This window comes from Streptomyces sp. NPDC059828, assembly GCF_042731955.1.
GTDB lineage: Bacteria > Actinomycetota > Actinomycetes > Streptomycetales > Streptomycetaceae > Streptomyces.
Map to the genome: position 1 here is coordinate 106,818 of NZ_JBHWIW010000014.1, position 14,866 is coordinate 121,683.

At 70.9% G+C, this 14,866-nt stretch carries 12 protein-coding genes and 1 pseudogene; 7 read left to right on the forward strand and 6 right to left on the reverse strand.

Features of this window, described 5'->3' with window-relative positions; all coding sequences use genetic code 11:
• The first annotated feature begins 39 nt into the window (after positions 1-39).
• From ACFV6V_RS11730 to idi, 3 genes and pseudogenes are all read left to right on the forward strand, one after another.
• On the forward strand, positions 40-978 hold the full coding sequence (locus ACFV6V_RS11730) for a cation diffusion facilitator family transporter (RefSeq protein WP_385562604.1): 939 nt from the start codon (positions 40-42) through the stop codon (positions 976-978).
• A 91-nt stretch (positions 979-1,069) separates the two neighbouring features.
• Positions 1,070-1,570 (forward strand): annotated as a pseudogene (locus ACFV6V_RS11735) (GNAT family N-acetyltransferase); the annotation flags it as partial.
• Between the two features lie 126 nt (positions 1,571-1,696).
• Positions 1,697-2,290, forward strand: coding sequence for an isopentenyl-diphosphate Delta-isomerase (gene idi, locus ACFV6V_RS11740; RefSeq protein ID WP_385562607.1), 594 nt, complete (start codon positions 1,697-1,699; stop codon positions 2,288-2,290).
• On the opposite strand, the gene ACFV6V_RS11745 is transcribed toward idi, so the two are convergent.
• Complete coding sequence (locus ACFV6V_RS11745; protein ID WP_385562610.1) at positions 2,265-2,750, reverse strand: ATP-binding protein; 486 nt, start codon at positions 2,748-2,750, stop codon at positions 2,265-2,267. The two genes, idi and ACFV6V_RS11745, sit on opposite strands and share 26 nt — an antisense overlap.
• Positions 2,751-2,979: 229 nt before the next feature.
• Here ACFV6V_RS11745 and ACFV6V_RS11750 point away from each other — a divergent pair, with 229 nt between their 5' ends.
• Entirely contained in the window at positions 2,980-3,753 is a 774-nt protein-coding gene (locus ACFV6V_RS11750; protein ID WP_385562613.1) for an enoyl-CoA hydratase/isomerase family protein, read from the forward strand.
• A gap of 78 nt (positions 3,754-3,831) precedes the next feature.
• On the opposite strand, the gene ACFV6V_RS11755 is transcribed toward ACFV6V_RS11750, so the two are convergent.
• Together ACFV6V_RS11755 and ACFV6V_RS11760 are read right to left on the reverse strand one after the other, a co-directional pair.
• Entirely contained in the window at positions 3,832-4,476 is a 645-nt protein-coding gene (locus ACFV6V_RS11755; RefSeq protein ID WP_385562616.1) for a DJ-1/PfpI family protein, read from the reverse strand.
• Positions 4,477-4,531: 55 nt separating this feature from the next.
• Positions 4,532-5,497 (reverse strand): GlxA family transcriptional regulator, encoded by a 966-nt coding sequence (locus ACFV6V_RS11760; protein WP_385562619.1) that lies wholly within the window; start codon positions 5,495-5,497, stop codon positions 4,532-4,534.
• 198 nt (positions 5,498-5,695) lie between these two features.
• Here ACFV6V_RS11760 and ACFV6V_RS11765 point away from each other — a divergent pair, with 198 nt between their 5' ends.
• On the forward strand, positions 5,696-6,559 hold the full coding sequence (locus tag ACFV6V_RS11765) for a hypothetical protein (RefSeq protein WP_385562622.1): 864 nt from the start codon (positions 5,696-5,698) through the stop codon (positions 6,557-6,559).
• Between the two features lie 148 nt (positions 6,560-6,707).
• Positions 6,708-9,122 carry a Tex family protein gene (locus ACFV6V_RS11770; RefSeq protein ID WP_385562625.1) on the forward strand — a complete coding sequence of 805 codons (2,415 nt, stop codon included), beginning with the start codon at positions 6,708-6,710 and terminating at the stop codon, positions 9,120-9,122.
• Between the two features lie 294 nt (positions 9,123-9,416).
• Here ACFV6V_RS11770 and ACFV6V_RS11775 read toward each other — a convergent pair whose 3' ends face one another.
• The 3 genes from ACFV6V_RS11775 to ACFV6V_RS11785 form a co-directional block, all read right to left on the reverse strand.
• Positions 9,417-9,818: a hypothetical protein gene (locus ACFV6V_RS11775; RefSeq protein ID WP_385562628.1), complete on the reverse strand. Its 402-nt coding sequence runs from the start codon at positions 9,816-9,818 to the stop codon at positions 9,417-9,419.
• Entirely contained in the window at positions 9,818-11,455 is a 1,638-nt protein-coding gene (locus tag ACFV6V_RS11780) for an ABC-F family ATP-binding cassette domain-containing protein (protein ID WP_385562631.1), read from the reverse strand. Before ACFV6V_RS11780 ends, ACFV6V_RS11775 begins: the two co-directional genes overlap by 1 nt.
• 152 nt (positions 11,456-11,607) lie before the next feature.
• Entirely contained in the window at positions 11,608-12,966 is a 1,359-nt protein-coding gene (locus tag ACFV6V_RS11785; protein ID WP_385562634.1) for a M14 family metallocarboxypeptidase, read from the reverse strand.
• A gap of 357 nt (positions 12,967-13,323) precedes the next feature.
• Between ACFV6V_RS11785 and ACFV6V_RS11790 the strand changes: the two genes are divergently transcribed.
• The gene (locus tag ACFV6V_RS11790) at positions 13,324-14,796 is read left to right on the forward strand and encodes a M1 family metallopeptidase (protein WP_385562659.1); all 1,473 of its coding nucleotides are present in this window, start codon (positions 13,324-13,326) and stop codon (positions 14,794-14,796) included.
• Positions 14,797-14,866 lie beyond the last annotated feature (70 nt).

Genomic DNA, 14,866 nt, shown 5'->3' on the forward strand with positions numbered 1-14,866 from the left:
TCTCCGACTCATCCGACGACGACCCGGGAGGCAGCACTCATGGGGGCTGGGCACGACCACGGCCATACGCACGGCGCACCGCCGACAGGCACTGCGGCCACCGCCTACAAGGGGCGGCTGCGGGTGGCGCTGGCGATCACGCTGAGCGTGATGACCCTGGAGATCGTGGGCGGCATCCTGGCCGACTCGCTGGCGCTGATCGCCGATGCCGCGCACATGGCCACGGACGGCCTGGGTCTTGCCATGTCACTGCTGGCGATCCATTTCGCCGCCCGCCCGGCCGACTCCCGGCGCACCTACGGCTTCGCCCGCGCCGAGATCCTCGCCGCGCTGGCCAACTGCCTGCTGCTGCTCGGCGTCGGCGGTTTCCTGCTGTACGAGGCGGTGCAGCGCTTCATCACCCCGGCCGAGACCAAGGGCGGACTCGCCATCGCGTTCGCCCTCGTCGGCCTGATCGCCAACATGGTGTCGCTGTCCCTGCTGGTCCGCGGTCAGAGCGAGAGCCTCAATGTGCGCGGGGCCTATCTCGAGGTACTCGCGGACGCGCTCGGTTCGGTGACGGTGCTGGTCTCGTCGGCCGTCATCGTGGCCACCGGCTGGCAGTCGGCCGACCCGATCGCCTCACTGGTGATCGGCCTCATGATCGTGCCACGGACCGTCAAGCTGCTCAGGGAGACGCTGAACGTGCTGCTCGAAGCGGCGCCCAAGGACGTCGACATGGCGGAGGTACGCGAGCACATCAGGGCCCTGCCGGGTGTGGAGGACGTCCATGACCTGCACGCCTGGACCATCACCTCGGGGATGCCGGTGCTCTCGGCCCATGTGGTGGTCGCACAGGAGGTGCTCGACACGGTCGGCCACGAGAAGATGCTGCACGACCTCCAGGGCTGCCTCGGGTCCCATTTCGACGTCGAGCACTGCACGTTCCAACTGGAGCCGGGGGGCCACGCCGAGCACGAGGCGAGGCTGTGCCACTGAAGGGCTCCGCGAGCGAGACCAGGACCGACCGCACAGGTGAAGGAGCACATCCATCGTGACGCAGAGCTGTGCTCCCGGGAACGGCGGCGGCTGGCGGGCACGCCCGGAGACGGCGGCCGACCGCCCGGCGGTCCACGCCGTGAACGCGGCGGCGTTCCCGACTCGCGACGAGGCCGACCTCGTGGACGCGCTGCGCGAGGACGGCACGGCATGGCTTCCCGGTCTCTCGTACGTGGCCGAGGCGCCGGACGGCTCGATCGCGGCGTACGCCCTGCTGACCCGTTGCCGTGTCGGGGACGCGCCCGCGCTCGCACTGGCACCGTGCGCCACCGCGCCGCGGTTCCAGCGGCAGGGTGCGGGGTCCGCGGTGATCCAGGCACTGCTGGACGCCGCACGGGCGCGGGGGGAGCGTCTGGTCGTGGTGCTGGGCCATCCGGAGTTCTACCCCCGGTTCGGCTTCGCCCCGGCCTCACGGCTGGGTATCGCACCGGGGTTCGAGGTACCCGACGAAGCGATGATGGCGCTGGTCCTGGACGGTTCCACGGAGGTACCGCGGGGCATGATCAAGTATCCCGAAGCCTTCGGGGTCTGATCCCGGTCCGTGCCCGCCACGCGGCGGGCACGGACATGCCTCAAGAGCGGTGAAGTACGGACAAGCCGCTTTTTTACGGCAGACTGAGCTGGCCCCCAGGGCCGTGGACCGAAGCGAAGGATGGCTATGCCGACCACACCCGCCACCGCGGCGAACAGCTCGCCGAACGGCACGATGCAGCCGATCTTGCTCGAACTCGTCGACGAGAGCGGTCAGACCATCGGCACCGCGGAGAAGCTCTCCGCCCATCAGGCACCCGGTCAGCTGCACCGGGCCTTCTCGGTGTTCCTCTTCGACGAGCAGGGGCGGCTGCTGATCCAGCGCCGCGCCCTCGGGAAGTACCACTCCCCCGGTGTCTGGTCGAACACCTGCTGCGGGCACCCGTACCCGGGTGAGGCGCCGTTCACCGCCGCCGCCCGGCGTACCTTCGAGGAGCTGGGTGTGTCGCCTTCCCTGATGGCGGAGGCGGGTACCGTCCGCTACAACCACCCGGACCCCGACTCCGGCCTGGTCGAGCAGGAGTACAACCACCTCTTCGTGGGCATGGTGCAGGCTTCGCTGCGGCCGGATCCGGAGGAGATCGGCGAGACGGCTTTCGTGAGCGCGGCCGAGCTGGCCGAGCGGCACGCCCGGGACACCTTCTCCGCGTGGTTCATGACGGTGCTGGACGCCGCACGGCCGGCGATCAAGGAGCTCACGGGTTCGGCCAGCGGCTGGTAGACCACCGGTCGAGGGAATCCAGGGGCAGCATCGCCCAGATGATCTTCCCGCCGGTCGTGGTGTGCTCCACGTCGCAGCTGCCGCCCGCCTCGCGGGCGATCTCCCTGACCAGCAGCAGACCGCGGCCCCCGGTCTGTGCGTAGTCGGTCTCCAGTGCCCTGGGTCGGTACGGGTGGTTGTCCTCGACGGCCACCCTGATCCAGTCGGCGCCGATCGCCACCTCGACCGCGAGCTCGGGTGAGAGCAGGGCCGCGTGCCGTACGGCGTTGGTCACCAGCTCGGAGACGATCAGCAGCATTCCCTGGAGCAGTTCGTCCCGTACCGGCACGCCCTGGCGGTGGATCAGATCACGGACGGCGTGCCGCGCCTGGGGCACGGACACCTCCACTGCCGGTGCGGTGAACCGCCAGACGCCTTCGTACGACAGTGACCGCGCCGGGACGCTCCCGGGGCTCTCCATAGTCCCGCACCCACCCTCGTGAATCGTGGTCAGGGAAAGCCTGATCGGGCCCGCCGGGCTGGTCAGGGAACCTGTTGACCTGGTGTGCCACGAGTGTTGGGAACGGGTTGGTCCATACCGAGGCGCTGACCATAAGTAGATGGCTATCGATGAATTCCGACCATGTCAGACTGATCATGTCGGTTGCCCGACCGGTCCTGGCCAGGTGTCGCCCGATAGCATCCGGCCCATGGACCGAACGGAGCCGCAGCAGGGGCAGATCTCCGCGGAGGTGACGGACTCAGTCGCCACCGTCGTCATCGGCAACCCCGGCAAGCGCAATGCGATGACGGCCGCGATGTGGACCGCGCTGCCGACCGTACTCGAACGGCTCGCACAGGACCCCGGAGTCCGGGTGCTGGTGCTGACCGGCGCGGGGAGCACCTTCTGCGCCGGTGCGGACATCTCCTCGCTGCGCGCCCACTCACCCGGCGCGGACGAGGACCCGCAGAGTCTGGCCGTACGGGCCGAGGAGGCGCTCGCCGCCTTCCCCAAGCCCACCATCGCGGCGGTGCGCGGATACTGCGTGGGCGGCGGCTGCCAGCTGGCAGCCGCCTGCGATCTGAGGTTCGCCGGGGAAGGAGCCTCCTTCGGCATCACCCCGGCCAAGCTGGGGATCGTCTATCCGGCGTCCTCCACCCGGCGACTGGTGGGCCTGGTCGGGCCGGCGACAGCGAAGTACCTGCTGTTCTCGGGCGAGTTGGTCGGATCCGAGCGGGCGCTGCGCACCGGTCTGGTGGACGAGGTGCTGCCCGACGACGAGCTGGGCAAGCGGGTCGCCGAGTTCACCCGTGTACTGGCGAGCCGGTCCCAGCTGACCCAGGCTGCGGCCAAGGAGTTCGCGTCGGGGCGCACCGACCGGGACGCTCACTGGACCGCCCAGGCGCGAGCCAGCGGCGACTCCGCCGAGGGAATCGCCGCTTTCCTGGAGCGCAGGCCTCCACGGTTCACCTGGACGGTGTGACGGCACGGCATGCTCTGCGCGGCGGGCCGGCGTGGTGGGTCCGGGTCGGCGTAGCGGCGCGGTGAGCGGGTGTGGACGTCAGCCCGCTTCGACCACCGCCCGCCCCGGGCCGCCACGCCAGTAGGCGACAACATCCGCGGGCGCCTTCTCGGGCGAGCCCGCGTCGTAGGGCGGCTGCGGGTCGTATTCGGTGAGCAGCTGCACGGTCTGGGCGACCTGGTCACCCGCGATCCTGCCGAGCAGATGCAGCGCCATGTCGATACCGGAGGACACTCCGGCGGCGGTGACGTACTTGCCGTCGAAGACGACACGCTCACCGGTCGGCCGCGCACCCAGTGCGCGCAGATCGTCGAGTGCCAGCCAATGGGTGGTGGCCCGGCGCCCCTCGAGGAATCCGGCCGCTGCCAGCACGAGGGATCCGGTGCACACGGAGGTGGTCCACGTACTGGTGGCGTCCACGGCCCGCAGCCAGTCGAGGACCGCGGGGTCCTTCATCGCGTCACGCGCTCCCGGGCCACCGGGTACGAGGACGAGGTCCGCGGCGGTCACCTCGGTGAAGTCCCGGTCGGCCACCAGGGTGAGATTGTCCTGGTCATTGCGCACCGGACCGACGCTTTCGGCCACGAAGACGGTCTTCGCGTCCGGCATCCGGCTGAGCATCTCGAACGGGCCCACAGCGTCGAGGGCGGTGAAGCGGTCGTAGAGCAGGATGGCGATCTGCATGATGTGGGGCTCCTCCATGAGTCGATGTGCAGGTGTGCAGGTGTGCCGGTGGTGATCAGCGATGGAACGCCCCCGACCCGTGTGCGGTGCGCGGGGTGCTGAAGCGGCGGCGGTACTCGGCGGGCGCCGTGCCGATGGCCTTGACGAATGCGCGCCGCATCGCCTCCGGCGTTCCGTAGCCGCAGGCGCGGGAGATCTGCTCGATGCCGTCGTCCGTGTCTTCCAGGAGCCGTCGGGCATGTTCCAGCCGCACCCGGTCGACATAGTGCCCGGGGGTCGTACCGGTCTCCGCGCGGAATGCGCGGGCGAACTGCCGGGGTGAGAGCCGGGCGCGGGCGGCCAGGGCCTCGACCGACAGGTCGTCGTCGGGGTGCTCCGTGATCCACTGCTGTACGTCGCGCAACGGTTCACGGCGGGCGGTCTGCGCGGCGAGCTGCGCGCTGAACTGCGCCTGGTTTCCCGGGCGGCGCAGGAACACCACCAGGTGGCGGGCCACGGTCAGGGCGACGTCCCGGCCCAGATCCTCCTCGACCAGCGCGAGCGCCAGGTCGATACCCGCGGTGACGCCGGCCGACGTGGAGATCCGCCCGTCCCGTACGAAGATCGGGTCCGGGTCGACAGCCACCTGTGGATGGCCGCGGGCGAGGTGGTCGCAGACGGACCAGTGCGTGGTCGCGCGGTGCCCGTCCAGCAGCCCGGCCTCCGCCAGCAGCAGCGCGCCACTGCACACGGAGACCAGACGCCCCGCCGCGGGCGCGTGGACGCGCAGCCACTCGATCAGCCGGGCATCCGAGTGCCTGGTGCCCTCCCCTCCCGGGACGATCAGCGTGCCGGGCGGTCCGCCGTCGCCGAGGGCGCAGTCGGGCACCAGGGTGAGCCCGCTGGAGGTACGGACGGGTGCACCGTCGAGGGAGGCGGTGCGGATGCGGTACGCGAACGCCGCACCGGGAGCCTTGCCCGCGCCCGCGAAGACCTCCAGAGGGCCGGTGACATCGAGGCTCTGCACTCCGTCGAAGAGCACCACCAGCACGGTTTCCCGGGTTTGGTCCGGTTGATCAGGTTGATCCGATTGGTCTGGTTCATCAGGTTGGTCGGGTCGCTCGGGCATGAGTCCATGATCGGCGCCGAGCCCGCACGACCGCAATGACAAGAAGCCCACCTTTCCTGCCACGCAGACCCTCCCTTCCGGTCATACCAACCAGTCGGTAGCCTGCGGTTCATGAGCTCTCTTCCCCCACGCACGGGACGCCGCTGCGCCAGCGCCCTCAACTCGACGCACTCCATCGTGTACTTCTCGCCCGACCTCCCCGAGGCCTTCGCCGGGATCGGCATCGAGGACCGCAGCGCCGCCGCCCTCTCCGGGCGTGCCGCCGCGCTGGGCGCCGTCGGGCCCGGCACGGTCGCGGCGGCGTTCTCCAACTACAACCACGAGCTGCTCGCCCGCCATTTCCCCTCGGTGTGGGAGACCGCCTCCCCGGCCACCGTGCTGGCGGCCAGGCTGCGCGCCGCCGACTCCACCCTGCGCAGGCTCCTCGGTGACGAGGGGGTCGAGTCCAAGGAGATGGCCGAGGCCGCGGGACTGGCGCTGCGCGCCGCCGAGGCGTGCAGCCGCCACGCCCGCCCGCTCTACTCGGCACACGCCGACCTGCCCGTACCCGACGAACCGCACCTCGCCTACTGGCACGCGGCGACCCTGCTGCGCGAGCACCGCGGCGACGGGCATCTCGCCGTACTGCTGTCGGCCGGACTGGACCCACTGGAGGCCATGGCCAGCCACACCGCGACGGGCAAGGGCATGTCCCCCCGCTGGGCCCTCGCCACCCGCGGCTGGCGGCGCGACGACTGGGCCGCGGCACAGGAGCGGCTGCGCGAGCGCGGACTACTCGGCGCCGACGGCGAACTGACCGCGGAGGGCAAGGCGTTGCGCGAGGAACTGGAGAACGGGACCGACCGCCTCGACGCCGCCCCGTACGAGCACATCGGCCAGGCGTCCGTCGAACGCCTCACCGAACTCGCCTACGGGTTCCTGGGCACCGCGGTCGCTGCCGGCGCGTTCCCCGCCGATCTGCTCGGCAAGGACTGACCTCCGGCTCGCGCGCCGGAGGGGGCACGCGACACGGCGCCCGGCCACCCGGCAGAATGCAGGCAAAGGGGCCGCGGTCCTGCGCCGCACGGACAGGACCGCGCCGGCCCCCAGGCACAGCCAGCATCAGAAGGCGAGTCGGGAAACCGTGACGACGTCCATCGAAGGCAGGATCGCCGAGGAGCTCGGCGTACGCGAGCGGCAGGTGAAGGCAGCCGTCGAGCTGCTCGACGGCGGGTCCACCGTGCCGTTCATCGCGCGCTACCGCAAGGAAGCGACCGAGATGCTCGACGACGCGCAACTGCGCACGCTCGAGGAGCGGCTGCGGTATCTGCGGGAGCTCGAAGACCGGCGCACCGCGGTCCTGGAGTCCGTGCGCGAGCAGGGCAAGCTCACGACCGAGCTCGAAGCGCAGATCCGGGCGGCCGACACCAAGGCCCGCCTCGAGGACATCTACCTGCCGTTCAAGCCCAAGCGGCGCACCAAGGCGCAGATCGCCCGTGAGGCCGGTCTGGAGCCGCTCGCCGACGGACTGCTCGGCGACCCGTCCGTCGAGCCGCTCTCCGCCGCCGCGGCGTTCGTCGACGCGGACAAGGGGGTCGCCGACCCGGCCGCCGCGCTGGAGGGCGCCCGGGCCATCCTGACCGAGCGCTTCTCCGAGGACGCGGACCTCATCGGAGAACTGCGCGAGCGGATGTGGACGCGCGGGCGGCTCGCGGCGAAGGTCCGCGAGGGCAAGGAGGAAGCGGGCGCCAAGTTCGCCGACTACTTCGACTTCGCCGAGCCGTTCACCGAGCTGCCCTCACACCGGGTGCTGGCGATGCTGCGCGGCGAGAAGGAAGAGGTACTCGACCTGGTCCTGGAGCCCGAGGAGCCGTCGGACGAGCCCGGGCCCTCGGCGTACGAGGGCATGGTCGCCCGCCGCTTCGACGTGGCCGACCGGGGCCGGCCGGCCGACAAGTGGCTCGCGGACACGGTGCGCTGGGCCTGGCGCACCCGCATCCTCGTGCATCTCGGCATCGATCTGCGGACGCGGCTGCGGACCGCTGCCGAGGACGAGGCGGTGCGGGTCTTCGCGACCAACCTGCGGGACCTGCTGCTCGCCGCCCCCGCCGGCACCCGGGCCACACTGGGCCTGGACCCTGGCTTCCGTACGGGTGTGAAGGTCGCCGTGGTGGACGCCACCGGCAAGGTCGTCGCCACGGACACGATCTATCCGCATGTCCCGGCGAACAAGTGGGACGAGTCGCTCGCGAAGCTGACGCGGCTCGCCGAGGAGCACGCGGTCGATCTGGTGGCGATCGGCAACGGCACGGCGTCCCGTGAGACGGACAAGCTCGCCACTGAGCTGATCGCCAAGCACCCCGAGCTGAAGCTGACCAAGGTGATGGTCTCCGAGGCGGGTGCCTCCGTGTACTCCGCCTCCGCGTTCGCCTCCCAGGAGCTGCCGGGCCTCGATGTCTCCCTGCGCGGCGCGGTGTCGATCGCCCGCCGGCTCCAGGACCCGCTCGCCGAACTGGTGAAGATCGACCCCAAGTCGATCGGTGTCGGCCAGTACCAGCACGACCTGTCCGAGGTGAAGCTGTCCCGTTCGCTGGACGCGGTGGTCGAGGACTGTGTGAACGGCGTCGGTGTCGACGTCAACACGGCGTCCGCGCCGCTGCTTTCGCGCGTGTCCGGCATCGGCACCGGACTCGCCGAGAACATCGTGTCGCACCGCGACGCCAACGGCCCCTTCCGCTCCCGCAAGGAGCTCAAGAACGTGGCCCGGCTCGGCCCCAAGGCCTACGAGCAGTGTGCGGGCTTCCTGCGGATCCGTGGCGGCGACGACCCGCTGGACGCTTCCAGCGTGCACCCCGAGGCGTACCCGGTGGTGCGGCGGATGGTGAAGAACACGGGTAGCGAGGTGGCCGGGCTGATCGGCAACACCGCGGTACTCCGCTCGCTGCGCCCGGATGACTTCGTGGACGAGACCTTCGGTCTGCCGACGGTCAGCGACATCCTGCGTGAGCTGGAGAAGCCGGGGCGCGACCCGCGTCCCGCGTTCAAGACGGCGACCTTCAAGGACGGCGTCGAGAAGATCGCCGACCTGGCGCCGGGGATGGTGCTGGAGGGCGTCGTCACCAACGTGGCGGCGTTCGGCGCGTTTGTCGACGTCGGTGTGCACCAGGACGGTCTGGTCCATGTGTCGGCGATGTCCCGCACCTTCGTCAAGGACCCTCGGGATGTGGTGAAGTCGGGCGACGTGGTGAAGGTGAAGGTGCTCGACATCGACATCCCCCGCAAGCGGATCTCCCTGACGCTGCGACTGGACGACGAGGCGGCGCAGGGCACTCCGGATGGCGGTGGCGGCGGCCAGCGCCGTGAGCGCGGCCAGGGCGGCCGACCGCCCCAGCAGCGCCAGGGCGGCGCCGGGCGCGGAGGCAACGGCGGTGGCGGGCGCGGTGGCAACGGCGGTAGCGCGGGCGGGGGTCGCCCTGCCCAGGCACCGGCGAACAGCGCGATGGCGGACGCACTGCGCAAGGCGGGCCTGCTGGGTCCGAACAAGGGCCGGGGCAAGTAGCGGCGACGGGGACCGGGGTGCCGCGGGCTGCCGCACCCCGGTCTGTCTGTTCACAACGCCAAGGGCTGTGTCCCGTGAGCCGCAATGGATCAGCGTGCGGCGTCAGATGCATGGAGTCCCCCCGGCCCTCCGGGGCCGGGGGGATCCCCCACCGAAGGCTGAGCGAGGCCGTCCCATACCGGGCGTACGCGGACGACCCGACACCGCAGCAACGGGGGCGCCACCCGGCGAAGCCACGAGGAGTGCCGCAGCAGTCGTCGTGCGCCCGCTGAGGATCGCGGGAGCACGACGCCCTCAGGGTGTGAAGCTCAGCGCCCACTCCGCACGGTCGCGTACGGCGGGATCGCCGTCCCGGGTCAGCGGCTCGAGCGAGGCGCGGGCGCGGGCGGGGTCCATGTGCACCAGGTCGACGATCTCGGTCGCCAGCCCGTCCTGGTCATCGCCGAGATCCACGGCGGAGGCCCGCAGCAGCACCGGCAGGGCGCAGACACCTCCGATCCCCGCGATCACCCCGCCGAGCAGCTCACGGGCGTAGGAGTTGCGTGCGCCGACGCTGCGGTCGAGCTCCGCCTCGAGCCGCGGCAGCAGAGCCGTGTCACCGGACGCCGCGATCTCGTCGGCCAGGTCGATGGTCTGGTCGACATCGGCCTCCGGGTCGTCGACGAGTGCGCACAGTCGGGTCAGTGCATCGGCCATCAGAACTCCGTCACCTTTCCGTCCGCCACCTCGACGCGGCGCGTCGTACGGACCGCTTCCAGCATCCGCCGGTCGTGTGTGACCAGCAGCAGTGTGCCGCCGTACGAGTCCAGCGCGGATTCCAGCTGCTCGATGGCGGGCAGGTCCAGATGGTTCGTGGGCTCGTCGAGGACCAGGAGGTTGACCCCACGGCCCTGGAGCAGGGCGAGGGCCGCACGGGTGCGCTCGCCCGGGGAGAGGGTCACCGCCGGACGCAGCACATGGACGGCCTTGAGGCCGAACTTGGCCAGGAGGGTACGGACATCGGCGGGCTCCATGTCGGGGACCGCCGTGCAGAAGGCGTCCAGCAGCGGCTGTGTGCCGTGGAAGAGCCCCCTCGCCTGGTCGACCTCGCCGACCACGACCCCGTTGCCCAGCGCGGCGTGACCCGAGTCCAGCGGCAGCCGGCCGAGGAGGGCCGCGAGCAGGGTCGACTTGCCCGCGCCGTTGGCGCCGGTGATGGCGACCCGGTCGGCCCAGTCGATCTGGAGTGACACCGGCCCGAACTGGAAGCCGCCCCGTCGCAGCTCCGCCTCGCGCAGGGTGGCGACGACGGCGCCGGAGCGGGGTGCGGTGGCGATCTCCATCCGCAGTTCCCACTCCTTGCGGGGCTCCTCCACGCTGTCGAGACGTTCGATCATCCGCTGGGTCTGGCGGGCCTTGGCTGCCTGCTTCTCGCTGGCCTCGCTGCGGAACTTGCGGCCGATCTTGTCGTTGTCGCCCGACTTGCGGCGTGCGTTCTTGACGCCCTTGTCCATCCACGAGCGCTGCATCTGGGCGCGGCCCTCCAGCGCGGCCTTCTTGTCGGCGTACTCCTCGTACTCCTCGCGGGCGTGCCGGCGCGCCGTGTCCCGTTCGTCCAGATAGGCCTCGTAGCCGCCGCCGTAGAGGGTGATCTGCTGCTGGGCGAGGTCCAGCTCGAGCACCTTGGTGACGGTACGGGCGAGGAACTCGCGGTCATGGCTGATGACCACCGTGCCCGCACGCAGCCCTTGGACGAACTTCTCCAGCCGTTCGAGACCGTCCAGGTCCAGATCGTTGGTGGGCTCGTCGAGGAGGAAGACGTCGTAGCGGGAGAGCAGCAGCGAGGCGAGACCCGCACGGGCGGCCTGGCCGCCGGAGAGGGATGTCATGCACTGGTCGAGCCCGATGGTCAGCCCGAGCGAGTCGGCGACCTCGTCGGCGCGCTCGTCGAGGTCCGCCCCGCCGAGCGCGAGCCAGCGCTCCAGGGTGGCCGCGTATGCGTCATCCGCGCCGGGGGTGCCGTCGACCAGGCCCTGTGTCGCCTCGTCCATCGCGGCCTGCGCGGCGGCGACGCCGGTGCGCCGGGCGAGGAACTGCCGGACGGTCTCGTCCGCGCGCCGTTCCGGCTCCTGAGGGAGATGGCCGACGGACGCGGTGGGCGGCGACAGGCGCAGCGTGCCCTGCTCGGGTGTGTCGATCCCGGCGAGCAGCCTGAGGAGGCTGGACTTTCCGGCGCCGTTGACACCGACGAGACCGATGACGTCACCGGGCGCGACCACGAGGTCGAGACCGGAGAACAGCGATCGCTCGCCGTGCCCGGCGGCGAGTTCCTTGGCGACGAGGGTTGCACTCATGAGGAGGCCGATTCTATGGGTCCTGCCGGGCCCCGGGACGCCAGAGGACCCCGGGGCCCTTCAGGGCGATCCTCAAGGGCGACCCGGACGGGACCTGGGCACGACGCGGTGTGCGTGCCGTGTCGCGCACAGTGCCGTCGTGCCGCGCGGGGTCAGCACTCCGTGAGCGGCTGCCCCGCGGTGAGGTGGTAGGCCGCACGCCCGTCGAGCAGCAGGGCGACGAGGTCCCGCTGGGACTGCCGCAGAGGTACGTAGGCTCCGTCACGGCCCTCCGGCCCCGCCGGCAGGGCGGCGACCCCGTGCAGTGCGAGTTCGTCCCTGACGTCCGCGTACTGGGCGGCGGACAGCCGGTAGCCGCAGGGCGGGTCGGTGAGCGTCTCGTCGGGGGTGGCCGGGTCGTTGTCGGCCCCGCCCAGGTACACCGGCCCCCGTTCGGTGAAGCCCGCGAGCCTGGCGCGTCCCGTGGTGGCCTCGATCCTTGCCCGCCGCTCGTCGACATAGCGGAAGGCGCCACCCAGCGCGGCGAGTTGGCTGTTCACCCGGCGCCTGTTGTTCAGTGCCTGGTCCTGCTTCTCGGCGTCGGTGAGTGCGTCTACCCGGGTCTCCACGAGGAGCCCGACGGAGTGCTTGATGCCGGCGGTGTTACGCAGGATGCGCTCCTGGCCGTCCCCGGCGACCTGCTTCACCGGTTCGCCGGTGACGGGATCGGTCCAGATCCCGTAGATGCCGCTGCTGTATCCCGCCTCGTGGGCGGCGGGGCGTACGAAGGTCTCGGAGAGTGCGTGCGCCTCGTCGTGCACCTTCGGGTCGGTGTTGAGGTTGCGCGGCCAGAGGGAGAGCAGGTCCTTGTCGTAGTACCGCGCCGTGGCCCCGTATTCGTGCAAGTCATAGATGACATCCGGCCGTTCGTCGCGGAGCACGGCGGCCATGCTGCGGCCCTCGGCGGTCCTGAGGGCGATGTGGTCGCGGTTGATGTCGACGCCGTCCGCGTTGCCGCGGGTGTCGGCCGCGCGGCCGTCCGGGTTGGCGGTGGGGATCACGAGCACGGTGGTGCGGTCCAGGAAGCGCCGGGTGGCGCTGTCACCGGCCACTGCGAGATCGCGGATCGTGGTGAGGCAGGCCTCACGGCCGGAAGGCTCGTCGCCGTGCTGACTGCAGATCAGCAGCATGGTGTTCGCCGTGGGGTGGCCGCTCCCGATACGCACGAGCTGGAGGGGGCGGCCCTGCCCGGTGGTGCCGATGGTGCGCAGTGACACCCGTCGGCTGGCCCGGTCGACGGCTGTGAGGAAGGCAGCCTCCTCCGGCTGGCTGGTCCAGCGCGCACCCCGGGACTCCTCGAATCCGGTATGCGGCAGCAGCGGGCCCGGCGGCCGAGCAGCGCCCACTTGCTGCCCGGCTTGCAGCCTGACCGGTGCCGCGTGGGCGGCGATGCTCATCTGTGGGGCGGCGAGCGCGGCGCAGAGGGCCAGAGCGAGAGGCAGGCGACGGCTGTACCGGGCGGGTATCGGCATGCGCGCACGGTACGCCGGGCAACTCCTGGGCGACAGGGGGCGCCTGGGCGGCTGGGCGGTTCCCGGCCGGAATTGAGCGGGCCCGGACGAGCCGGGGAACGCCCGAGCGGGCCGGACAGGTCAGGGCAGGCAGGACAGACCTGGGCGGGCCGGGCCACGAAACCGCGGAGCCCCCCGCTCACCGGAGAGTGGCATGTCGGCTGGATGGCATTCGTGTGACATCAGGGGCCATGGACACGACTGCACCCACAGGCGTGAATAGGGTCCGAAGAGCCCGAAGAGATCACCGGCCCCGACGACTTGGAGCAATTCGTGCAGCGCAGAATCCTCCTCCCGAGCGCACTCGCGGCCACGCTGATGCTGGCGATCCCGGCATCGGCGGCCGACTCCGCACCCGGGGCACCGGGGATCGGAGACCCCTACTACCCGGCCAGCGGCAACGGCGGATACGACGTCTCCCACTACGATCTGCGATTGAGGTATCAGCCGCAGACCGACCTGCTGGAGGGCACGGCGACCCTGCTCGCCACCGCCAAGCAGAACCTGTCCCGGTTCAACCTCGACTTCGGGCTGAAGGCCAGTGAGGTCAGGGTCAACGGGAAGAAGGCGGCCTTCGCCGCCACCGGCGCCCATGAGCTGGAGATCACCCCGCCCGCGCCGCTGGCGAAGGGCACCCCGGTCTCGGTGGTGGTGAAGTACGCCGGGAAGCCGTCGGAGCTGAAGATCGACGGCTACACCGCATGGCTCCGCACCCCTGACGGGGGTGTCGCCGCGGGTGAGCCGGAATCGTCCGTGTGGTGGTTCCCTGCCAACGACCATCCTCTGGACAAGGCGACGTACGACATCTCGGTGTCCGTGCCGGACGGGACACAGGCGATCAGCAACGGCGTGCTGCTGTCCCAGTCCTCACGTCTGGGCTGGACCCGCTTCAACTGGCGGTCGAACAAGCCGCAGGCGACGTATCTGGCCACGCTCGCCGTCGGCAAGTTCGACATCACGACCGACAAGACCGCGAAGGGCCTCCCGGTCGTCAACGCCTACAGCGTGGACCTCGGCGACAACGCGGGCGCGGCACGCGCGAGCGTCGAGCGCACCGTCGAGGCGGCGGAGTGGCTGGAGGAGGTCTTCGGCCCCTATCCGTTCAACGCACTCGGCGGCTACGTGCCGAACGTACCCACCGGATACGCGCTGGAGACGCAGACCCGCCCGTTCTACAGCCCGCGCCAGTTCGCAAACGGCGCGAACGTCTCGGTGGTGGTGCACGAGCTGGCCCACCAGTGGTACGGGGACAGTGTCTCGGTCAAGGGCTGGAAGGACATCTGGGTCAACGAGGGCTTCGCGCGCTACAGCCAGTGGCTGTGGTCGGAGAAGGAGGGCGAGGGCACGGCGCAGGAGCTGGCGGACTACGTCTACGCCCAGCATCCGGCGGACGACCCGTTCTGGACGGTGAAGCCGGGTGACCCCGGCGCCGACAAGCAGTTCGACCTCGCGGTGTACGACCGTGGCGCGGCGGCTCTCCAGGCTCTGCGGGTCGAGATCGGCGACGATGACTTCTTCGCCCTCCTCAAGAGCTGGCCGACGGCGAAGGTGAACGGGAACGCGGAGGTCGGCGACTTCGTGAAGTACGCCGAGAAGGTCTCGGGGAAGCCGCTCGCCGCGCTCTTCGACACCTGGCTGTACCAGCCGTCCAAGCCCGCCCAGCCGACCGCGGGTGCGGCCTCGGCCCGGGCGGCGCGCAAGGACGCGGGTACGGCTCACCAGCCCAGGTCCTGGAAGCAGATCGCGTCGACGAACTCGGTCCACAGCCACGGTGAGCGGCACGGCCGCTGACGAACATGGGGTCCAGGCGTCGTCGGGCCAGGTCCGGGCCCGACGACGCCACGCCAGTGGCGACCCCGAG